21 protein-coding genes are annotated in these 23,023 nt (G+C 43.0%); all 21 read right to left on the bottom strand.

Annotated elements, in window-relative coordinates; genetic code table 11:
- Window positions 1-75 precede the first annotated feature (75 nt).
- The 21 genes from ACFOTD_RS11250 to ACFOTD_RS11150 all read right to left on the bottom strand — a co-directional run bounded on the left by ACFOTD_RS11250 (window position 76) and on the right by ACFOTD_RS11150 (window position 22,967).
- Window positions 76-564, bottom strand: coding sequence for a VanZ family protein (locus ACFOTD_RS11250; protein ID WP_378118655.1), 489 nt, complete (start codon window positions 562-564; stop codon window positions 76-78).
- A gap of 120 nt (window positions 565-684) precedes the next feature.
- On the bottom strand, window positions 685-1,671 hold the full coding sequence (locus ACFOTD_RS11245) for a copper amine oxidase N-terminal domain-containing protein (RefSeq protein WP_378118654.1): 987 nt from the start codon (window positions 1,669-1,671) through the stop codon (window positions 685-687).
- A gap of 22 nt (window positions 1,672-1,693) precedes the next feature.
- Window positions 1,694-2,413, bottom strand: a complete 720-nt coding sequence (locus tag ACFOTD_RS11240) for a superantigen-like protein SSL4 (RefSeq protein ID WP_378118653.1) — start codon at window positions 2,411-2,413, stop codon at window positions 1,694-1,696.
- Entirely contained in the window at window positions 2,410-3,039 is a 630-nt protein-coding gene (locus ACFOTD_RS11235) for a hypothetical protein (protein ID WP_378118651.1), read from the bottom strand. Before ACFOTD_RS11235 ends, ACFOTD_RS11240 begins: the two co-directional genes overlap by 4 nt.
- Window positions 3,040-3,092: 53 nt before the next feature.
- On the bottom strand, window positions 3,093-4,256 hold the full coding sequence (locus ACFOTD_RS11230; protein WP_378118649.1) for a nucleotide sugar dehydrogenase: 1,164 nt from the start codon (window positions 4,254-4,256) through the stop codon (window positions 3,093-3,095).
- 142 nt (window positions 4,257-4,398) lie between these two features.
- Window positions 4,399-5,733 carry a flippase gene (locus ACFOTD_RS11225; RefSeq protein WP_378118647.1) on the bottom strand — a complete coding sequence of 445 codons (1,335 nt, stop codon included), beginning with the start codon at window positions 5,731-5,733 and terminating at the stop codon, window positions 4,399-4,401.
- Between the two features lie 40 nt (window positions 5,734-5,773).
- Window positions 5,774-6,931 carry a glycosyltransferase gene (locus ACFOTD_RS11220; protein WP_378118645.1) on the bottom strand — a complete coding sequence of 386 codons (1,158 nt, stop codon included), beginning with the start codon at window positions 6,929-6,931 and terminating at the stop codon, window positions 5,774-5,776.
- The gene (locus ACFOTD_RS11215; protein ID WP_378118643.1) at window positions 6,924-8,162 is read right to left on the bottom strand and encodes an O-antigen ligase family protein; all 1,239 of its coding nucleotides are present in this window, start codon (window positions 8,160-8,162) and stop codon (window positions 6,924-6,926) included. Before ACFOTD_RS11215 ends, ACFOTD_RS11220 begins: the two co-directional genes overlap by 8 nt.
- On the bottom strand, window positions 8,155-9,510 hold the full coding sequence (locus ACFOTD_RS11210) for a glycosyltransferase family protein (RefSeq protein ID WP_378118641.1): 1,356 nt from the start codon (window positions 9,508-9,510) through the stop codon (window positions 8,155-8,157). The genes ACFOTD_RS11215 and ACFOTD_RS11210 overlap by 8 nt, the downstream gene beginning before the upstream one ends.
- Entirely contained in the window at window positions 9,503-10,660 is a 1,158-nt protein-coding gene (wecB, locus tag ACFOTD_RS11205; protein WP_378118639.1) for a non-hydrolyzing UDP-N-acetylglucosamine 2-epimerase, read from the bottom strand. Before wecB ends, ACFOTD_RS11210 begins: the two co-directional genes overlap by 8 nt.
- 3 nt (window positions 10,661-10,663) lie before the next feature.
- Window positions 10,664-11,773, bottom strand: a complete 1,110-nt coding sequence (locus tag ACFOTD_RS11200; protein ID WP_378118637.1) for a capsular polysaccharide biosynthesis protein CapF — start codon at window positions 11,771-11,773, stop codon at window positions 10,664-10,666.
- Window positions 11,770-12,792 carry a polysaccharide biosynthesis protein gene (locus ACFOTD_RS11195; protein WP_378118635.1) on the bottom strand — a complete coding sequence of 341 codons (1,023 nt, stop codon included), beginning with the start codon at window positions 12,790-12,792 and terminating at the stop codon, window positions 11,770-11,772. The genes ACFOTD_RS11200 and ACFOTD_RS11195 overlap by 4 nt, the downstream gene beginning before the upstream one ends.
- Before the next feature lie 11 nt (window positions 12,793-12,803).
- Window positions 12,804-14,024, bottom strand: a complete 1,221-nt coding sequence (locus ACFOTD_RS11190) for a glycosyltransferase family 4 protein (protein ID WP_378118633.1) — start codon at window positions 14,022-14,024, stop codon at window positions 12,804-12,806.
- Between the two features lie 2 nt (window positions 14,025-14,026).
- Window positions 14,027-14,644 carry an acetyltransferase gene (locus ACFOTD_RS11185; protein ID WP_378118631.1) on the bottom strand — a complete coding sequence of 206 codons (618 nt, stop codon included), beginning with the start codon at window positions 14,642-14,644 and terminating at the stop codon, window positions 14,027-14,029.
- Window positions 14,641-15,237, bottom strand: a complete 597-nt coding sequence (locus ACFOTD_RS11180; RefSeq protein ID WP_378118827.1) for a sugar transferase — start codon at window positions 15,235-15,237, stop codon at window positions 14,641-14,643. Before ACFOTD_RS11180 ends, ACFOTD_RS11185 begins: the two co-directional genes overlap by 4 nt.
- Before the next feature lie 47 nt (window positions 15,238-15,284).
- Window positions 15,285-16,400, bottom strand: a complete 1,116-nt coding sequence (locus tag ACFOTD_RS11175) for a DegT/DnrJ/EryC1/StrS family aminotransferase (protein WP_378118629.1) — start codon at window positions 16,398-16,400, stop codon at window positions 15,285-15,287.
- 44 nt (window positions 16,401-16,444) lie between these two features.
- The gene (locus ACFOTD_RS11170; RefSeq protein WP_378118627.1) at window positions 16,445-18,265 is read right to left on the bottom strand and encodes a polysaccharide biosynthesis protein; all 1,821 of its coding nucleotides are present in this window, start codon (window positions 18,263-18,265) and stop codon (window positions 16,445-16,447) included.
- A gap of 24 nt (window positions 18,266-18,289) precedes the next feature.
- Window positions 18,290-18,985 carry a CpsD/CapB family tyrosine-protein kinase gene (locus ACFOTD_RS11165; RefSeq protein ID WP_378118625.1) on the bottom strand — a complete coding sequence of 232 codons (696 nt, stop codon included), beginning with the start codon at window positions 18,983-18,985 and terminating at the stop codon, window positions 18,290-18,292.
- The gene (locus ACFOTD_RS11160) at window positions 18,966-19,745 is read right to left on the bottom strand and encodes a YveK family protein (protein WP_378118623.1); all 780 of its coding nucleotides are present in this window, start codon (window positions 19,743-19,745) and stop codon (window positions 18,966-18,968) included. The genes ACFOTD_RS11165 and ACFOTD_RS11160 overlap by 20 nt, the downstream gene beginning before the upstream one ends.
- A gap of 159 nt (window positions 19,746-19,904) precedes the next feature.
- Entirely contained in the window at window positions 19,905-22,097 is a 2,193-nt protein-coding gene (locus ACFOTD_RS11155) for an S-layer homology domain-containing protein (RefSeq protein ID WP_378118621.1), read from the bottom strand.
- An 87-nt stretch (window positions 22,098-22,184) separates the two neighbouring features.
- Window positions 22,185-22,967: a tyrosine-protein phosphatase gene (locus ACFOTD_RS11150; protein ID WP_378118619.1), complete on the bottom strand. Its 783-nt coding sequence runs from the start codon at window positions 22,965-22,967 to the stop codon at window positions 22,185-22,187.
- Window positions 22,968-23,023: the final 56 nt, after the last annotated feature.

Below are 23,023 nucleotides of genomic sequence, written 5' to 3'. Positions count from 1 at the left end.
TATTCTCGCAAAATAAAAATGATCCCTTCCGACTGGTGCGGAGGGATCACGCTTTGTGAGATTCGATTCACTTGGTCAGCTATGTACGTTTCCTAGCCTAGGTCGCTTGAAGCGCCGATAGATCGCAAGAACGATCAGCAATACGATCTGCCCGATCACAGCCCCGCTTATATCCACCATCACGTCGAGCGGCGTCGGCGTCCGGCCTCCCGTGAATGACTGATTCCATTCATCCAGGCTGGCAAACATGGCTACGACGACTAGCGCGCCCGTTACGCGGAACGCAAGGCTGCGAATCCAGGGCACCAACAACAGATGCGCCAGCAGCCCGAGCATGAAGTACATGAACAAATGCGCGCTCTTGCGGAACAGAAACTCTACGAATCTGTACGGATCCGCCTTCGCATGAATGGCGCTATGATTATATCGGATCGTTACGTCCGGCACGATCTGCTGCAAGCGATGTTCCGGTATATGCTCCCTCATAAACGGGATGATGCTCTGCTGCGAATACGTCTGCGAGGAAAAGTCGAAAATCAGCAGCAGCCACAGCATCAGCGGCATGGCGTACAGCAGCTTTTTGAGCGTAGAGATGCGAATTACCCTCCTTGCAAGACAAGTTATCTCCTCTGGCGACAGCCTCATCGCTTGAGAGATAACTTGTATAATGCTAAATCATCGACTTCAGTTGGCTCCGATTATTTCCCGTCCAGTTTGCATATCCTTTTCAAACTGCGCCCGGTAATCCGCTAGAATCGCGGTACTGTAACCATTCGCCGTCAGCGTGGCCCCTGTATCGGCCAGAATCTTTTCGAATTTCTCCGTACAGGAACTTAGCGCGCTCTGGCCCTGGGCCTTTAATGCAGCCTTCTGTTCAGTCGTTGCGCCTTGATATTGTGTGTAGAGATCATACAGCGTCACTGTACAATTCATTTCCAACGCATCCAGTTGACTCTTCGCGCTTGCTGTTATCGACTCATAACTCGGCTTCGTGACGCCGCCACCGGTCCCGCCGCTGCTGCCGCTTCCCGTTCCGCCCGTCGATCCACTGCCCGATGCGCTCCCGCCGGATCCGGCGCTCCCGCTCGTGCCGCCGGAAGTACCGCCACTCGTCTGCGCATCGCGATATGCTTTGGACTCGCCCGAGACCGTTCCCGTCTTCGCGTCCCACAGCACCGTCGTCCCGACAGCCTCCGAGATGAAACGCACCGGCACATAGATCGAGCCGTTCACGTTGTAAGCTTGCTGACCTGCCGGCAGTTTCTTCTCCACGCCGTCAAATATAAGCTTTACGGCCGTAGGAACCAGCTTGACCTTGACCGCCGTCGACGCCGTCTGTCCCGACGAAGCGGCAGCATTCGCCAGGTATTCCTTCAAAGCGACCTTTTGCCCCGAAGTCGGTTCGGCGACGGACACCGTCTTCGTCTTCGCATCATACTCGACTTGCTTCTGCAGCGCATAAGAGGCGAACCGCAGCGGTATGTATACCTTGGACTGATACATGAACGCCACTTGTCCCGAAGGCAGCGCCAGCTTCTTCCCGTCAAACTCCATGACGATCGGCTTCGATTCCACCGCGATCGTCGTTGTGGCCGCAGATGCCGCTACCGGCACGGACAACAGCATTGCGCCGAGTAATGCGGCCGCTATGATGCTTCTCTTGCTTTTCATTTCACTGCTCATCTCCCTTTGACTACTCAGCCTGCCAAGCAGCCAGAATCTTCGACATCGCCGACAGTTTTGCCTGCGCCTTGCCGTTATCGTACTGACTCTTCCACGTTGCGAGCTTCGTCTCTACGACTCCTGCATCCTTATAAGCTTTCTCCGCTTGTGCCAGCGTCGTGTTAAACTGCTGATCACATATCGCCTCGGCTGCGGCAACCTTGCCCAGAAACTTCTTCTGCAGGTCCGTAATCGACACCTCGCCGTCTCCCGACTTGGCCCCTGCAATATAAGACGTCACTTCTCCGGTTAAGTTGCTAACTTTTGCCTGACAGCTGGAGCGGATGGAGGTGAATTTGGATTCATATTTTTGTTCGACCTCACCCTTCTTCTGGGTATCTGTAGAAGAGGGCTTCGGCGAAGTAGAAGGCGTCTTTGCCGGCTCGCTTGCGTTGGGCTCTACGTTTTTGCTAGGTATAGGCGTGGCATCGGGAGTAAAAGTGGGCTCAATTGTTGACGACGCAGTCTCAGAAGGAACGGCGGTCGGCGAGTGTGTACCTTCACCTTCAGTTTCATTGCTGGGGGAAGGGGTTGCGAACTGAGTTGCAGCCGCAGAAGGTGATGGAGACAAGGACGGAAGAGCCTCGCCTCCACTATTTTCCTTAGAGCATCCTGAAGCTATAACAACAACTGCTAGAGCCGTAAGCCCCGCAATAATAGTAGTCCGAGACCTAGATAACTTCTTCATCACTGCATACCTTTTTCCTTTTTAGAATCCTCATAGCTCTTGCCTTCGCTCATACCGTATTTCTGAGCGATCTTAATCAGTTCGTCATACTCTTTTTCACTGAGCTTTTCAAGAATAATCTTCTTGGCTTCTACCTTCTTCTCTACGCTTAGGCCACCGCTGGCCAGATCCGACAACGTCTTAATATCACTTGCACTCAATCTTTTGAGCATAATTGTCATTAACTTCGTTTTTTCGGAAAATGTGATGTCTTCCTTCACTGACTCCGCCTTGTCGACTGATACCTCAGCGCTATAGGATTGACTATGATCCCCACTAGCGTCATTAGGTGTACTATTGCCATTGCTTGTCGGATTCGAGAAATTTGAGGGGGCGTTTGATTCTGATCGATCCGTGCCATTATTCTCTGTTATATTTATTGTTGACGTATCAGAAGGCAAAACGGTTGAAACTTTTACCTTATCCGTAGAAGGAGTTGAAGATGTTATTGCATTCTCAAGTATTGAGTCAGATAAACTGTTCATAACCTTATCCGCAGCAAAGTTAATGCCGAAATAAGCTCCAACAAGCAAAACGACAAGAAAACAACCGATGCCTATAAACCATTTTCTAAATCTATTTTGTTTCATCTTGACACACTCACCTCGCAAAATCATCTAGTCAATACCAGTGCCCTGCCGAATCAGTCCCTGTTGAATAAATCTCTTGTGTATATTTTATTAGCCACGTCTGAAAGCCTTTTAGACATGCGATTGGCGACAATAACATCAGCTCTTTTCTTGAATAGTTCAAGATCGTCGTATACCCTACAATTAAAAAATTCATCTGATAACGCAGGTTCGTATACGATAACCTCTACCCCACTAGCTTTGATTCGTTTCATAACGCCTTGAATAGCTGATTGTCTAAAGTTGTCTGAATCCATTTTCATCGTCAAACGGTAGATGCCAACTACCTTTGGATTTTTTTGCAAAATCATATCAGCGATATGATCCTTTCTTGTTCGGTTAGCTTCAACTATCGCAGACATCATGCTCTGAGGCACATCAGCGTAATTTGCGAGCAACTGCTTGGTATCTTTGGGAAGGCAATATCCACCATATCCAAAGGATGGGTTGTTGTAATGGTCCCCAATTCGCGGATCCAAGCTGACGCCCGTAATAATCTGCTGCGTGCTTAGCCCTCTCACCTCAGCATACGAGTCCAATTCGTTAAAGAACGCGACACGCATAGCCAGATATGTGTTGGCAAACAACTTAATAGCTTCTGCCTCCGTCGAATTTGTGAACAATATCGGAAAGTTCTTTTCAATTGCTCCTTGTACGAGCAATTCTGCAAAAATCTTCGCTCTTTCCGACTGCTCACCAACTACCACGCGAGACGGGTATAGATTGTCATAGAGCGCTTTGCCTTCTCTCAAGAACTCTGGGGAAAAGATAATATTATTAGTCTTAAACTTTTGTCTAGCAATTTGCGTGAATCCAACCGATACTGTTGACTTAATAACCATTATTGCATCGGGGTTAATCGATAATACTGAACTAATAACATCCTCAACGCTGCTTGTATTAAAGTAGTTTTTGTCGGGATCGTAATTTGTCGGTGTCGAGATTATAACGTAGTCAGCATCTTTATAAGCTGCGAATTTATCCGTTGTTGCCGTTAGATTCAGATTCTTGGTTTCAAGGTAATCCTGTATCTCTGTGTCAAAGAAAGGCGACTTTCGTTCGTTGATCATGTTAACCTTGTATTCATCAATATCAAACGCAACTATTGTGTTATGCTGGGCCAGCAGCACTGCATTGGAAAGGCCGACATAGCCAATTCCTGCAATAGCGATTTTCATGCTAATCTCCTTTCTTGTTCCATGTATAAACATACAATCGACGTTGTTAGCACAAATACAAATCTAAATTTATTATTCAAAAACACGTCTTTAACTATAAGATTAATAAAAAACCTTTAAATATAGAATTATTAATAGTTAATCATGGTCTAGCTTTTATCTTAAATATAAAAGCACGTGCAATCATAAGATTTGATGTTCTAGTTTCACTGAACATTGATAAGAGCACTAAAGCAGTTAACTGGGCTACTAATGTCGCAAAAGCTGATCCATAAGCGCCGTACTTCGGTATTAACATCCAATTCAGAAAAACATTCATTAGCAGTCCAAAGAAAGTGTAAATTAAGGTGAACTTTTGCAAATTCTCGCAGACGATCCAAACCGCTCGAGCTGTTCCCAGCATAGCAAAAGTACCTGCCCAAACACTTATCGATAATATATTGGCTGCTTCGATATATTCATTCCCATACAGTAACTGTATCATCGTTTTCGAAGCAAAAAAAATCATAAAACCGACACTAATACCTAACCAAGCTATTACAGTATATAGAAGCTGTAAAGAATCTAAATATTTTTTCTCACTCATTTTTTTATTATTAATTATAATGGGCTTGAACGAGGTAATGACTGAAATAGGAATAAAATACCACATCTCCGCTATTCTTACAGCCACTGAAAACACACCAAGGACTGATTTATCCTTTAGCATCGATCCCAACATTACTTGATCTATTCTCATATAAAGAGTTATCATAAATCCTGATAATATTAAATACCAGCTTTTATGTAAAACCTCTTTTGCATATTCCCCGCTTAAACTCCACTTACTATTAGCTTTCCGAAGATAAAAGTACATTGCAAAAATAGAAAAACCAAATAATATTGCTTCGAATAAATATAGGATTGATAGTTGTATTATAGATCCATCAAAAATAACTAGTATTATTTTCAATAGTGAAATAACTATATATATAGTCATTCGAAGTATCGAGGGAGTTTTAGATTTATGATGAGCTTGGAACCAGTATTCTATGATTTCAAAAGATTTAAAAATCATTGTACACGACATAAAAAAGACCAACCATATCAATGTGTAATTTTGAGGTTCAAGAAGCTTTACCACTAATGTTGCTGAAATGGTTAGGCCAGTTCCTCCAATCAATCTTAAAAGTAAACTTGTAAATAAAATTGACCCTTCTTCATATTTTTTTTCAAGCAAATTTTTAAATGTTATTGTCTCTAAACCCAATGTTGAAAAAACAGTCAATAATGAAACAATTGCAATTGAGTAATTGAATAGCCCAAATTTTGCAGGACCAAAATAACGTGCAATCATTGCACCAATGAAGATTCCTATTAACAAATTCACTAATTTATCAATTACTAACCAACTTGAGTTTTGTATGATTAATCTTAATTTTTCGTTTGAGATTAGTGTTTTAAACATTGTTTTTAGTCGAGTCATAAGTTTTCCCACTTTTTGAATCTTATTCTGTGGAACCTTTTACTTTTATACTTTAATTTATTTTGAATCTAGATAAAATTCTTCTAATCAATATTTTAAGCATAAGACGATAGTCATTACTTTTAATATCGTAATTCCATTTTTTAATATCTGTTTCTGTTGCCTTTATGTAATTATTTTCGTCAGCTATCGAAGTGTCGTATAGAAAAATGTCTTCACCTGGTAGCTGGTTTGTAATATTAGCTTCATGAGGGCGCATTTCTAAACCAAAGCTTTTTACTATTTTATAAGGTTTCTTTTCCATCGTGAGCAAAAACCTTTTATAAACTTTCTCACTTTTCCCACCGTAAATATCCAAACATAGATCCAAATCATTTAAACCAATAAATTTACCGAGATTTTCTCTCTCGAAGAAACAATCGTAAAAAACTCCTTCGTCCCTATTATTTATATCGACGAATTTATATTTTAGTCCCTTCCCGTTTACTATGGGAATCTGATAATTGGTGGATTTAAAAGCATTATGTTGTCCAATATCAGTGAAATTAGTTGATAAAGAGTGATATGGGTAGACAAAATATTTATTCATCTCAATACAATACTTTATATGATATTTTAACCATGAAGACGCAGGCCAATTGGATACATTGGGGGGGATATGTGGTTGATCCAAAAATTCTTCATTATTTTTATTATACCAATCTATAAAATCCAACCATTGATCTTTTAACCAAATCTGCCCCCAAGATTGGGCATACTTCATAAAATAAACATCATAACAATTTTTATCGGGAATAAACGGACGGTTGTTATACTCACTCCAGCCATGGGAGTATAAAGAGATTCCCGCAATATTTCTTTCTCCTTGATAGTAATTAACAGCTTGATTCATGAAATTGAAAAAGTCTGGAGAAACATATACATCATCTTCTAATACAGCAATCGCATCGTAATCATTTAATAAATCGCCACATGATAAAATGTGTTTTCTTAAACCCAGCTTTTGGGGGTAAGCTTTAACAATTTTATCCCCAAAAGGCCATCTATACTCTTCTGCAATCAATCTAACATTATCAACACCACTAAAATCTATGCTAATAACTAGATCCACTTTTTCCCCTGCGTAATCCGCTTTTAAAAGAGAAGCTAGCAACCTACTTATGCTATCAGTTCTATTATAGCCAATAACCACCACAGCAAATTTATTCATCATTTAACCTCATGGTATTTTGATTGATTTCTACTTTAGAAATCGCTAACAAGATAAGGGCAAGATAAAAAAATCTCGATTCATCAATTAAGCTATTGATTGTAAAGGCGATCACAACAGGAATTAAAAAAGAGTACCTCATTTGAAGATATCTTTTTTTAACAGAAATGAACAACAAAGAAATATAAGCAACAAGTCCGTAAGAATATAAGAAGCGAAGATGATCTGAATGAGGATTAATATAGAACCCATCTCTTATTAAAGTATAACCAGATCCCCATAGTGGAGGAAAACTTTTCAAAATCTGCCCGTACCTTTCATACCTACTATTCATACTATTGTCGCTCCATCGCTGCACAGTTTCGGTATTTTTAAAGAAGTCTATAATTTTGTTGTCAATTAAAAGGTTTATCCAAAAAATCACACCAATAAAGGCTAGTATAAAAACAACAGATATTACATACTTAGTGTTGACTTTATTTCGCCAAACCCTAAAGTTTTTAACAACAATATAGATTATTAATGCGTAACCTCCTCCTACACTTTTAGTTAGAACAAGTGCAAAGATCGCCGATAACCACAATAAAACTCTTGTTATTTTTCTTAATGAGTAAATTTCAAGTAAAAACATTATAACCATCAAAATGAAATAGCAAGCATTGTTCGGATCCAGCAATATAAAGTTATATCTTTCAAAATACCCAGTGTTTATTAGCACTTCGTTTGTAGTTAAGTTAATATTACTATTAAAAAATAAGTTTTTAATTTGATAATAACTTAAATAATCGTTTAGAAAAATAATACCTAACAAAGAGAAAACAGCAATTATTAAATATAAGACCCACTTAATTGATACGATCAATTTTGCACGACTTCTTCTATATAGGTAACCTACCGATTCGTAAATTATAAAACCAAAAAGGATAAACAATAATCTTTTAATATCTTCCCTTTGAACATCAATAAAAAGTGTATTTACATCATTTTTAAGTAAAGCAGTCTTTTCCTTAAAAAGCACAGATAGCCATCCAGATATAAGTAAACAAACTATCAATATATAGTATGATATCGGCTTGGATTCTAACTTTTTTCTATAAAGAATATGGAAGAAAATTAGGAGATTCGCAAACAAGGAATATGGAAAAGCAAAAATGGGACTTACCGGAAAAAGAGCCACATCTAAAATAATAAATAGAAATAGTACTTTGTTTGGGACAATTTGATTATTCATGTCTCTCTCTACCACAAGCCTCTTCTATAGTTATATATATATTTTCTTGGTTTCTTTTAGGAGTGTGCATATTCAAGTAACCTTGGAATGCTGTATCACTGTAAAAGCGTCTCTTGTTTTTGTTAGATAACAACTCTTCTATACCTTGCTTGATAGCCGCAGAACTCCTAGTAGTAACTACTTTCCCGAAGTTATTTTCTTTTATATATTTTATAGACGCAATATCATCAGGTCCCACTGCAAATATAGTTCGTCTCGAAGCCATGTATTCTGGGATTTTTGTAGATATAGATAAGCGTGTTATTGCTTTGTTTTTTTCATCGAAAGCCTCAACATGAACTAGAATATTGGAATTAGAAACCGCCCTCTCCAGTTCCTCTTTCAATAGAGATCCACCATATTTTATTGCAGAAATTGACTCAAAAATCTTCCTTATTTCCGGCGAAACTGGTGTTGGAGTATATATAAATAATTTATATTCAGCACTATATTTTATGTTTAAATCCTCAAGAGAGCGACCAATATCTACAAGCAGTTCCCATCTCTTAAGCGAAACATTACCTGTATAGAGGAGATTTCCCCCTTCCTGCTCATCTTTAACATTTCTTTGAGGAATTGAATTCATTAAAACCGAGTAGTCTCCGCCAAAACGAGATTTGTATTCGTCTTTCATATACTCACTAATAGTGTAAACCTTTGAAGCTAGGTTTATTGTATAAGAAAAGATATCTAGATACCTTTTTTTATTTACCTTTTCAATTACTGACCACTTATAAAGCCCTGTTGTATAATCGTCCGTCAACTCTAAAATAACTGGGATTTGAAACTTTTCGCGTATCCATAAACATATTTCATACCCAAAAACACAGCTACTTCCTTGGAAAAAGAGTACATCAGGGGAAAAATCCTCAATATAATTCTCTAGCTCTTTATTTTTCCATTTCCCTAACTTCCAAAACCACTCTCTCATAAAAATAAATAGAGGTTTACGTGCAATAAAAGCTTTATGAATAAAATTATTAATTCCTTTTCGCTCATTTCCATTATTCCGTCCCGTATATAACCTTTGAATTACTGGATTCAAGGTTTCCAAGTTATCTTCTTTGCTAAGTATGATTTTCTTGCCTATTCGCCCTTTAAATAAAATATTATTTAAGACTTCATAATCAGTCATTCTATAATAGTTTTTGCAAAAATCAAAATCAGGAGTTTCTGGCTGGAGATAAATTTGAGCAATTTTGTCTTTATCCCAATTTTGAAAAAAAGATTCTAAAGTTTTTCCGTTGTTCTGTGTTTTACTGAAGGCGTTATGGCTTAATACTAAAACTTTTTTGTAGGATTTATCCATCTCTTTTCACCTCAAACACCTTCAAAGAATTCCTCCAGACAACTGTATTCACATAATTTGTATAAGACAAAATTATTCTAAGCACTTTTTCAGATACATTAGGCATGTTGTAGTCTCGCACTATGCTTAATGTATTTAATTCTTGAGTATTTAAAATTTCTAACCCCTGCAGAATTCTTTCCTCGTTTAAACCTACCATCATAACAGCCGCTTCTTCCATTGCTTCAGGTCTTTCATGAGCCTGTCTAATATTCAAAGCTCTAAACCCAAGAATAGAAGATTCCTCACTGATAGTCCCACTATCACTTAGAACTGCCTTGGATTTAACTTGCAATTTAATATAATCATTAAATCCTAATGGTTTCATTATTTTTATTAGTGGATTAAACTCTATCCCTTTATTATCAATCATATTCCTTGTTCTAGGGTGAGTGCTGAATATGATTGGCATATTGTACTTTTCAGAGATTCCATTTAAGCTGTTAACCAAATCCATAAAATTGGTCTCGGAATTGATATTTTCTTCTCTATGTGCGGATACTACAAAATATTTCTCTTCTTCAAGATCTAATCTTTCGAGTATATCTGATTTTTCGATATCATCTCTTCTAGAATTTATTACTTCAAGCATAGGACTTCCGGTTTTAATGATTCTGTCTGCTGGCAACCCTTCTCTTAATAAATATTCTCTCGCTATATCACTATAGGTTAGATTAATATCCGCTATATGATCTACAATCTTTCTATTTGTCTCTTCTGGTACCCTCTGATCGAAACATCTATTGCCTGCTTCCATATGAAAAATGGGAATCTGTCTTCTTTTAGCTGCGATAGCACATAGACAGCTATTGGTGTCTCCCAGTACTAAGAGGGCATCTGGTTGAACTTGTTCAAAAATAGGATCAATCTTAATTAGGATGTTTCCTATCGTTTCAACCGGCGTTCCGATAGCTGCATTAAGGAAGTAATCAGGCTTCTTTAACTTAAAATCATCAAAAAACACTTGATTCAATTCATAATCATAATTTTGCCCCGTATGAACAAGAGTATGTTCAATTGCACTTGATTCTTCAAGCTTATTAATTACAGCTGACAGTCTTATTATCTCTGGTCTAGTACCTACGACTGTCATCACTCTTAGCTTTTTCATCATTTAAACCTCCATGAAGTACGTATCCGGGCTATTCGGATCATAAAATTCATTTGCCCACATAATAGTGACCATATCGGTATCACCAAGGTTTTCAATATTGTGCGTGTAGCCCGTAGGTATATCTACGACTTCCATTTTGGCCCCGCTTACGAAGTACTGAATGATTTCATCTGAGTCAATTTTCCTAAAGCGAATAACTCCTTTTCCACTAACCACAAGAAACTTCTCATTTTTCGTATGGTGCCAGTGATTCCCTTTTGTAATACCAGGTTTAGATATATTTACGGAGACTTGTCCTCGATCAGGAGTCTTGATGAACTCAGTAAATGAACCTCTTTGGTCTACATTCATCTTAAGTTCATAACTGAACTGGTCATCTGGCAAATAGCTAAGATAAGTACTATACAATTTTTTTGTAAATGCATGAGACATATCCGGAATTGAGCGCTCTTCACGACTTTTCTTGAACGAATAAAGCAAATCAACGATTTCACCCAGCGTTATAGTTTGGACCAAAGGAACTTCGCAGTAATCTCCGACACGATTTTCATGATTAACCAATGCCTTGGCCATTTCCCTCAGGAGATCATCGATATAAATCAGTTTCATTTCGGTGCTGGGGTCATTCACTACGATAGGCAAATCATATGCAATGTTATGACAAAAGGTCGCTACTGCACTGTTATAATTGGGTCTACACCATTTTCCAAATACATTAGGAAAGCGATAAATAAGTACTTTTGCTCCAGTAACACTGCTATAGTCTAATAATAAGTTCTCCACCGCTTTTTTACTTCTTCCATACGGATTGTCTAATTCAGCTTGAATAGAGGACGATATCATGACTGGACACGGATTCTGATATTTTTGTAGAGTTGCGAGTACTCTTGATGTAAAGCCAAAATTGCCATCCATGAATTCACGTTCTTCTTTGGGTCTGTTCACTCCTGCTAAATGAAACACAAAGTCGGCTTTCTTACAATATTCATCAAGCAAGTTCAATTCAGAATCCTTATTATATTCAAAGATATTTGAATGATTAAGGTTTTGAAGTTCTGCTACAAGATTTCTACCGATAAACCCTTTTGAACCGGTCACAAGTATATTCACCGTCGGTTCCAGCCCTTCAATTCTTCTCTCACATAGTCAAGCATCAATAGTCGATCTTTAACTTTCTCAATATTAAGCCTCACTGTATTATGGGAATTATACTCCTCTTCCGAGGACAACTCCCGATCACCTTCTACAAAATACTTATCGTAGTTTAAATCCCGCTTATCTGAAGGAACTCTGTAGAAGCCTCCCATATCCTGAGCGACAATATGCTCTTCTCTTGTAAGCAATGTCTCGAATAACTTTTCTCCGTGACGTGTACCAATAATCTTTATCTCATTATCAGCATTAAATAATTCTTTGATCGCTTGTGCCAGATCTCCTATCGTTGAAGCTGGCGCTTTTTGAACCATAACATCACCGGCACTAGCATTCTCAAATGCAAACACGACTAGCTCTACCGCATCTTCAAGACTCATCAAAAACCTTGTCATATTGGGATCTGTAACTGTTAACGGATTTCCGCTTTTAATCTGCTCAATAAAAAGCGGAATTACAGAACCTCTTGACGCCATAACATTTCCGTAGCGCGTACCACAGATCAATGTCCGATCCGGATCAACGGTTTTAGACCTAGCCACAAAAACCTTCTCCATCATAGCTTTAGAAATTCCCATTGCATTAATAGGATAGGCCGCTTTATCTGTAGACAAGCAAATGACTTTTTTTACTCCACATTCGATCGCCCCGGTAAGAACATTATCCGTTCCTAAAACATTGGTTTTCACGGCTTCTAACGGAAAGAACTCGCAAGACGGGACTTGCTTAAGCGCAGCTGCATGAAAAATATAATCTACGCCGTACATGGCATTTTTAACACTAGCCAAATCCCTTACATCGCCTATATAAAATTTAAGCTTTTCATTTTTATAAATTTTACGCATATCATCTTGCTTTTTCTCATCTCGAGAAAAAATGCGAATTTCTTTTATATCCGTATTTAAGAACCTTTTCATAACTGCATTTCCAAAAGACCCTGTCCCGCCAGTGATTAATAATGTTTTATCTTTGAACATTTAACAGAACCTCACACGTTTTTTTTAAAGTGCTTCATAATAATTTCATAAGAGTGTCTTGCAGTATAATATTCTTCCAAATACTCTCTAGCTTTACTCCCCATTCTCTCTCTGAGTTCTGCATCGCAAAGCAAATCCATACGGTGATTAAACTCTTTAACATTGCCACTCTCACACCAGAATCCAAACTCCCCAGACTCTATCACTTTCCCCACATCCGTATTGCAATCGGTCGCAGCTAGTACAGGAATAGATGCTTGCATGTAGGAAAGAATTCTCGAAGGGAAATTAGGTATGGTGAACCTACGGTCTAAAAATATTAGTCCTACGTCACATAAGCCCTCTAATACTTCATACTCATACTTAGACATTTGTCTAAACAACTGGGCATTCGGAGGTTGCTCTTTATCAAAATATGCTTTAATTTTGTTGAACTCTGTTCCTGCTCCTACAATAACGAAATGCACCTGTTTATTGTTTTTGTTAGCATCCACACACTTAATGAGGAAATCTATACCTTGTGGTTTCCCCAAGTTTCCACCATATATAAATACAGTCTTATTAATAGGTATGTTATATTTTTTCTTAATTATCTCATTCTTTTGATCCTTATAAAGCATTCGTCTTGGCTCTAAAGTGTTGGGGCATATCTCCACAATGTCACGCGATAGTCCCTTATTATGGTTTAATATATAATCCACATTTGCTTGCGACATACAACCAATAAAATCTGATATCTGATACAACTCATCTTCTTTAGCTCTAAAATACTTATATAGAACGCCTTGTATTCCATTCTTTCTCATCATGCCGAGATCTACAGCATTCTGCGGAAAAATATCCTTTAATAACAAATAGGTTTTTGCATTATTTCTTTTCTTTACATCTTTGATTGCCTTCTGCAATGTTATTGGCGGTGTTGAGTATATTACCAGATTAAATTTGATATTAAAAAAATACTTTCTCACGCCTCTTTGAAATTGTGATTCAAGAAAAAAAGTTGAAATTCCCTTTTCAATAATATTAGTTTTTTGAATGTTGCCTATTTGTAACTTCAGGATCCGACAATTCCCATTTTCAATTAACCTTGTTGGTTGTTTTTTTCTTCTTTCAGTTGGCGAAACAATATAGACTTTATGGTTATCTTTCACAAATTCTCGCAATAAATCAGTGTATATACCTCTTTCTTCGAGTGAATCAAAATCCAATAGGGTTAGAAATAGTATATTCATTCTTAAACTCTCCTTGCAGGAACACCTATGTATGTTCCAGCTTCGGTTAGATCTTTGACAACAACAGCCCCAGCTCCAACATTACAATAGCTTGTTATATTAATGTTATTAACAACTATACTCCCAATACCTAACCAACTACCCTTGCCCACTTTTACCGCCCCGGCCAAATTAGCTCCAGGTGAAATATGGACGTAATCATCGATTAAACTGTCGTGATCAATTGTTGCACCCGTATTAATAATACAGCCCTTTCCAATTGTCGAGCAGCAGTTTATTACTGCTCCAGCCATTACCACTGTCCCTATCTCCAATCTGACTTGTTCTCCGATTACAGCACTGGGATGTATTAATATAGGTATACTATTTCCTTCATCTTCAAGACGCTTTTGCATCTTTTCTCTTGTAGCATTATTTCCAATCCCCACAAATATGTCATAATTTTCGGTATACTTATGCGTCTCCTTTGTGCTGCCTACTATTTCTAACCCCATGGAAGACTTAATACTTTCATTATCGTCCAAGAAAGCAACATTCTTCCATTTATTCATTTTTAATGCAATGTCCGCAGCAACTCTTCCGTGACCGTTTGCACCCATGATGAGAAGCTTTTTTTTCATAGTCCTATGCTTCCCTTTGAACTTCCCTTAAATTTTTCAACCGTCGCGTACGTCTCTGAATTTATTCCTTCTCGGACAAAAACCTTTTTTACCGTCAAAAAAATAATCTTCAAATCTCCTACAAAGCTTATGTTATCAATGTATTGAACATCAAGATTAAATTTTTCTTCCCATCCAATTGTATTTCTCCCATTAACCTGCGCAAAACCAGTTAAACCCGGACGGCTTTGATGTCTGCGACTCTGATGGTCGTTATAAAGAGGTAGATACTCCACTAATAATGGTCTAGGTCCCACTATGGACATATCCCCAACAAGGATATTAATAAGCTCTGGCAGTTCGTCAAGCGATGTAGAACGTAAAAGCCTCCCAAACCTTGTAAGTCGCTCACTATCAGGAAGCCATTCTCCATGCTCATCCTTTGCATCCGACATCGTTCTAAACTTATAAATGGTAAAGATCTTACCATTTAGACCTGGTCGAGCTTGTTTAAAAATAACTGCCCCTCCAAAATTGATTTTTACTAGTAATGCGATTATGACCAGAACCGGTAAAAGAATTATTAGTGCGATTAATGATATGAATAAATCCATCTGTCTTTTTATATATCTTTTATAAATTCTATCTTTACGATAGTCCACTATTGCCTCCATATGCTCTGAATTATTCCTGCAACTCTTTCTAAGTCACTATCAAACATTTTTGTATCAGAAGGCAAGCATAATCCATTCTTAAATAATTCTGTGGAAATATTTTCTCCAATATAGTCATATTTCATAAAATAGGGCTGCAAATGCATCGGCTTCCACACGGGCCTTGATTCAATATTCTCTCGGCCAAGGATCTCCATGACATCAACTGGTCTTACATTGCCTTGCAGTATCACTGAACTCAACCAATAATTTGGTTCATCCCAATCATTGCTTGGCATAAAAGAAATATCTTCAAGTTCCTGCAGCTGGCTCTTGTAGAACTCAAAAATATACTTTTTCTTAGCAACCCTCTGATCCAGCACCTTCAACTGCCCTCTACCAATCCCCGCGACAACATTGCTCATTCGGTAGTTAAATCCAAGCTCACTATGCTGATAATGTCTGGCAGGATCTCTACTTTGGGTAGCCCAAAACCTCGCCTTTGCGATTCTTTCTTCATTATTTGAAACTAGCATTCCTCCACCGGAGGTCGTAATGATTTTATTCCCATTAAAAGAGAAGATGCCATAATCGCCGATCGTCCCGGTATGCTTCCCTTTATAATAAGTACCTAGAGATTCGGCAGCATCTTCTATAACGGTGGCATTATAGCGGCGACAGATTTCCATAATCCTGTCCATGTCCGCAGACAGACCATACAGGTGGACGACAATCACGGCTTTTGCATGCGGATATTTGTGAAAGGCTTGTTCTAACGCTTCGGGACACATGTTCCAGGTCTTATAATCGCTATCGATAAAGACCGGCGTTGCGTTCTGATAAATGATCGGGTTGGCCGTCGCCGAGAAAGTTAAGGTAGGGCAAAAAACGATATCTTCCTCTCCTACACCGGCAGCCTTTAGGGCTAAGTGAATTGCAGCCGTACCGGACGAAAGAGCGGCAGCTGACTTAATTCCAACTTTCTGAGCCAGCTCCCGCTCGAAAGCATCGACATTCTCCCCTAGCGGAGCGATCCAATTGGTCGCAAAGGCTTCTTGTATATACTGCATCTCATAACCTTCATCGCTCATGTGAGGCGAGGAGAGATAGATTCTTTCTTTCATGGTCCTAGCTTCCTTTCGTGGCCATTACGCCGCAATCACGAGAATTACGAGACTTGTTCATACAAAGGAACCAACTGTTCAATCGCTTCCTTCACATCGTCGGCTCCGCCGGCAATGACTCGATTTAGCTTGTTCAGCTCTCTAGCCAAGTCCTCCCGGCTTATCACTTCCGGCTTCCCGATATAAATCCGCTCATGCTGCGTCTTCGACGCACCTTCTTCAGCTGTGAGCAGCTCCTCGAACAGCTTCTCCCCTTCGCGAATACCGGTGAAGTGAATCGGGATATCGATGTAAGGTTCGTAGCCCGAGAGGCGGATAAGATCCTCGGCGAGCTTGAGGATCTGAACCGGCTCCCCCATATCAAGGATAAAAATCTCGCCGCCTTGAGAGATGGCGCCGGCCTGGATGACGAGCTGCACGGCCTCTGGGATGGTCATGAAGTAGCGGACCATCTGCGGGTCGGTGACGGTGACCGGGCCGCCGCGGGCGATCTGAGCCTTGAAGGCCGGGATGACGCTGCCTCTGCTGCCGAGGACGTTGCCGAAACGAACTGACGCAAACCTGGTACGAGATGACGCATTAAGGCTCTGAACATACATCTCTGCAATGCGCTTGGTTGCCCCCATGACGCTGGTTGGGTTGACGGCCTTGTCGGAGGAGACGAGTACGAAGCGCTCTGTTCCATATTTGTCCGCGCAGTCAGCAACATTTTGCGTGCCGAATACGTTATTTTTGACGGCTTCTGCCGGGTTTTTCTCCATTAGGGGGACATGCTTGTGCGCTGCGGCATGGAAGACGACTTGCGGACGGTAAGCGTCGAACACTTCTTCCATCCGCCTGCGATCCTGAATATCCGCGATGATCGGCTCGAACAGCATGCCGGGGAACTTATGTTTCAATTCCATCTCGATGGTGTAAATACTATTTTCGCCGTGTCCCAGGAGCAAGAGCTTGTCCGGAGCGAAGGACGCGACTTGGCGGCACAGCTCGGAGCCGATGGATCCGCCTGCGCCCGTGATCAGGACGACCTTGTTATGTACATAATCCGCGATGCCTTGAAGATCCGTATGCACCGGATCGCGGCCAAGCAGATCTTCGACGTCGACGTTGCGGATGGCACTGACTGAGATCTTGCCTTTAATGAGATCGTTAATGCCAGGAATGATCTTGATCTTAACGCCGCATGCCATACAGAGATTAATAATCTCCGATACTTGGGAGCGCGGTACGGAAGGAATGGCAATAATAATTTCTTTGATCTTAAATACTTCTACCAGCGTAGGCAGATCCGCACGCCCCCCCAACACAGGCAAGCCGTGCATGGTGAGGTTATGCTTGTCTCGCGCGTCATCTACAAAGCCGATTAGCTTGTGATCGTCCATCGCCTGTCCTTTGAACTCTCGGGCGACCAGCGCGCCGCAATCCCCGGCACCATAAATCAAGGTCGGAATACGCCGGTCGACGCCTTTGCCCTGACGAAGACGGATGACCCGCCAGATCACGCGTATACCGCCGATGAGGAGCAGGCTGGTCTCCAGCGTGCGTACGGCGACGGACAGCGGTACCCGAAGATCCGAAACAATGGTCGTAGCGAGAAACGAGAGCCCCCACCCGATCGTAACGGCGACGCACATCGAGAACATTTCGGAGACGCTGGCATACTGCCACATCTTGCGGTACATGCCAAAGTAAGCCATGCTCAGTCCGCACAATACGGAGGAAATGGCACAGTACAAGAACATTTGGTTCGCGTATTGTTCAGGCGCAGGGCCTTCGAATCGGAAGAAATAGGCGCTGCAGATACTGAACCAAATGATGACCAAATCTACGAGAAACAAGATTGCCATCTTCTTCTTGACTGCCATTTACGAGAGCCTCCGCCTTGATCGTTATTTATTTTCCCCGTAATAATAATAGTAGTACCCTTCGCTCTTCTTGCGCTTGATGTTGTTAAGCACGACACCGAGTATGCGAGCTCCGACCTTCTCCAGGTTCGCCTTCGCCTTCATCGCGATGTCCCGCTTCACCTTGCCCTGATCGAGCACCAGCACGTATCCGTCGCACTTGGTCGCAAGCACTTGCGCATCCGTGACGGCCAATAGGGGCGGCGTATCAATCAGGATGATGTCGAACTGTCCCCTCAGCTGATCGATCAATGCGCTCATGCGCTTGGAAGCGAGCATCTCCGCAGGATTGGGCGGAATGGGCCCGGAAGAGATGACGGACAGATTCGGAACATCCGTCGGCTGGATCACATCATCGACCTCAGACTGCTGCGACAATACAGAGGATAGACCTTTTCGGTTCGACAGGTTAAAGGTGTGATGCTCGGTCGGCTTGCGTAGATCCGCGTCGATCAGCAGCGTCCGTCGTTCGGACTGTGCGTAAGTAATCGCCAAGTTCCCGATTGTCGTGGACTTCCCTTCACCAGGGCCCGCCGAAGTCACGGCAATGACCTGCATCCGCTCGTCTACCGAAGAAAAGTCGATACTCGTCCGGAGCGAGCGGTAGGATTCCGATACCGGAGACTTTGCGTTCGTTAGCGTGATAAGAGGCCGCTTACTGCTACTTGCCTGCTGAGACATGATTCAATTCTCCCGCGCTTTTGACTTGAGTAGATCTTCCTGGTGCACCGGCTTGATGTTCGTCGAAGTTCACTCTGGAGATGGAGGCGAGTACTGGCAGTTCCAGGTATTTCTCGACATCCGACTCGGTCTTGATGCTGTCATCCAAGAACTCCAGCAGAAATGCGACGCCAACAGAGAGCATAAGGGAAACAATAAAAGCAATCGCGATATTGAGCGGAATATTGGGCGATATAGGTCCGGGGAGTTGAGCGGGCTCTAGCTTGGCATTGTTGAGGATGGATACGTTCTCTACGTTAAAAATATTCGGGATCTCTTGACGGAAAATCTCGGATACGGCGTTGGCAATCTCGGCGGCTTTCCTGTAAGAGAGGTCCGTAACGCCAACCGTCATTACCTGCGTATTGTTCACTGAGCTGACCTTGATCTTCTCGGCCAACTGTTCGGAAGTCAACTGAAGCTGCGGATAGTTCTGGACGACCTTATCGAGAATCGCAGGCGTCTTGATGATTTCTTTATAGGTCTCGATCATGCGGATATTCGTATTTACGGCATCGCTATTCAATAACGGTTGATTCGTAATCGCCTGCGTGGAGGTCTGATTAACGATAATCTTGGTTGAAGCTTGATAGATCGGGTCCTTTACATAAATACTATATAGACCTGCGGCGACTGTCACGATCAGGACGACCCCGACAATCCACCATAGCCGCTTCCGTATGATCCGGAAGTAGTCTCTCAGGTCCAATTCATTAGTCACGCGAATTCCCTCCAAATGTATGAGTCCCAAGCTGCCACTGATGTCTAAATGCCATAATTCGCCAACAATACCTACTCATAGACAACATCCTCCCCTCGAAACCAAGAGAGGAGGATGCGCCTATTCGTCATACAGCGTAACTAGGATGGGTGAAAAATATTAGGCTTGCGGCTTGAAGTTAATCGCACGATAGATGATGACGGCAGCTTCGGCACGCGTCGCGTTGTCGTTCGGCAGGAACTTGCCGTTAGCGCCGATGATGATGTCGCTGGCAGCAGCCCAAGCTACGCTCGAGCGGAACGCGGAACCGATCTTGCTCGAATCCTTGAATACCGACAGCGCCGCTTCGACATTGTCGATGTCCTTCAGATCTTGCGTTACCTTAAGCGCGCGTGCGATCATCGTTGCCATCTCGGCGCGCGTGATCGTCGCGTTCGGCGCGAACGTCGACGCCGACTTGCCGTTGATGATGCCCTTCTCGGCAGCTACCGCGATGTACGGAGCAGCCCAGTGGGATGCAGGCACGTCAGAGAACTTCGAGGAAGTCGCCAGCGTGTTGTCCAGGTTGAGCGCCGTGATCAGAATCTTGGCGAACTCGGCGCGAGTAATCTTGTCTTGCGGAGCGAAGATGCCGGCAGATTTGCCTTCGATCGCGCCCTTAGCCGCTACGACTTGGATCTGACGACCCGCCCAGCCTTCGACTCTAGCAATATCGTTGAAGGTAACCTTGTTCTCGATAACGACATACTTGGAAAGCTTGTAGCGGTCCTCGTTGATGAAGTCGCCGTCTACGTTGCCGCCTTGGATCGACACGGAGCCGTCGTCTTCGTAACGAGCTACGGAGAGCAGTTCCTTGTCGACGCCGGTCAGGTTCTTGAGCGGCAGGCGAAGCTTGATCGGCTTGTTGAACTCGTGGACAGCCTTGCCGCCGACTTCTAGATCCACGTTGTACACGTCGGATACGACCGACTTGCCGTAAACGCTCGACGAAGCGGATGTTGCGTCCGTTGCTTCAACCGCAACGCCCAACGTAACGGCTTCCGTAAAGGTGCCGGTAGGCAGCGTAGCGCTCATCGGACCGATCTTGACGGCAACGCCGTCAGCCTTGATGTCCGAAGCCAGCGTCCACAGCTCTTGCGGAAGCGAGACGGAAGCGCCGGATTGCGTGATCGTGCCCAGGTCAAGCGTGATTGCGCCAACCTTCAGACCTTCGGCGGAACCGGTTGCGTCAGCAAGTGCCTTCTTGGCGTCGGAGACACCAGATAGGAGCTTGGTCACGTCTGCTGCCGACAACGCTACAGTCGCCTTGCCGTTCACAGTCGATACGAGCTTGGAAGCGTCGATCGATACCAGCTTCTCAATAGCCGTGTTGGCCTTGGAGACGGCTTGATCAATAAGCTTCTGCTTCTCGTCGCCCGTAGCGGCTGCGATCTGGGTCTTCAGCGAAGTCAGGTCGCTTACAAGCGTAACAATGATAGAATCGGTCGTTGGCGTCGGGGTGCCGGTGCCCGTGCCAGGCGTATAGCCGACAATACCCGCAGCATTTTGGTAAGCGAGGTACAGCTCGACGGCAGCCTTGTCAAAGTTGGATTCACCAACAGCGTGACGGAAGTTCAGGAAGACTTGCTTAAAGTCGCTGCCTAGGATTCCATTATCGTTGAGCACATCGCGAATCTTGGAATTGTTCGTTCCATTCAGAATCGCCGTGAAGATCTCGTCGATGAATGCATTACGAGCAGCTACATCAGTAGCGAGCGTCGCCAACTCGGTCGGCGTCTTGCTATTCAGTTTGTTGTTAACGACGGCTTGAAGGCCGGTAGAAGGATCAAACAGGAACGTACTAAGATCATTCAACGTGATGTCCGTTGAAATATTGCGAAGCGCATCCCGGATGCCTTCGTCTTCACGAAGCGCTTCCAGAGCGTAAGTATCTTGGTCGAGCGCAAACTTCGCGATCCCGGCAAAGAGCTTGTCCACATTATCACGATCGTCGGAATCCAGATTCAGCTTGCCTACTACCGGCTCTGTAATTTCTTGTACCGTGTAGACGGTTTGGGTTGTGGAAGGATCACCATAAACGGTGTATGTAATGCTTGCAACGCTGCTATTACCGAGCTTGACGTCGATGTTGTCGGCTACGTGCGGCGCATAAACGGCGCCTGCAATGCTTTGTTTGACTGCGTTTGCCCAAGTTACGACCTGCGGAATTGGAAATTGAGTGCTTTGTGCATAAGCTACGCTAAATCCCAGCTTCTCAGCGATTCCCTTGTCGCTGAGCGGCAGTCCCGCCAGTGCGGTGAACGTCAAGCTGGCCGCGATCGTGCCGGCAATTACTTTTTTCTTCAATGCCAAGAATCTCACCTCTACCATTTTTTTGTTTTAACAGTGTTAATATTTACTTGCCTTAACAAGTATTCTAACGAATACTTAGAGGCTAGGTCAACTTTTCCTGAGAATATTTGCGAGCTTCATCCATAAACTCTCATTTCGAGCAATCGGAGGATGCGGCGATATGTCACCATTATACAGCACGGCTTCCGCATTTTCTCTAAAAAAAAGCTCAAACTTTTCGCCTAGCATCCGGTTCACTTTGCGGTAACTCTCTTGAAGCAGAAATCCCCGCTTGGTCACATGATGCGCGTCGGAGGATACGAGATGGATGAGCCCTCCCCTGCATAGCAGCCACGACGCCTGCTCGATTCGCTTGCCGAAGGCGCCCAGCAGCGAATGCGTCGTCACCTGGCCGTATGCGCCCGCCGCTACAAGCTCGGCCAGTCGTTCGGGATGGCTGACGATCTCGGCATTGCGCTCGGGATGCGCGATGATCGGCGATAGATTCAATAGCTTGAGCTCATGCAGCAGATCGATTAGACCGCGCGGAATTCTGGAAGTCGGCAGTTCGATTAAAATATACCGCGTACCGGCTAAGGAAAGCAGGTCTCCTCTCGCCCAGGCGTCGAGCAGGTCATCGTGCACCCGGATCTCCTGTCCCGCACGCACCGTCAGCGCGATGCCCTCATCCGCCAGTCGCTCGTTCATGGCTTGCACCGCCGGCGCGATCCTCGGTCCGACGTTGTCATACTCGCCGTTGGCATGATGCGGCGTCGCGATGATCGTCTCGATTCCCTCGGCCGATGCCGCGCGTGCCAATGCCAATGCGTCCTCCCAATCCTGCGCGCCGTCGTCAAGCCCAGGCAAGATATGGGAATGTATATCTATCATCAACCTGTACCCACTTTCGACAAAAATGTAACAGGGGGCGTTATGGCGCCCCCCGA

Source organism: Cohnella sp. GCM10012308 (assembly GCF_042649185.1).
In the GTDB taxonomy this organism is placed as follows: Bacteria; Bacillota; Bacilli; order Paenibacillales; family Paenibacillaceae; genus Cohnella.
The sequence above is the reverse complement of the archived record's forward strand: the minus strand, read 5'-3'. Positions and strand labels throughout refer to the sequence as shown.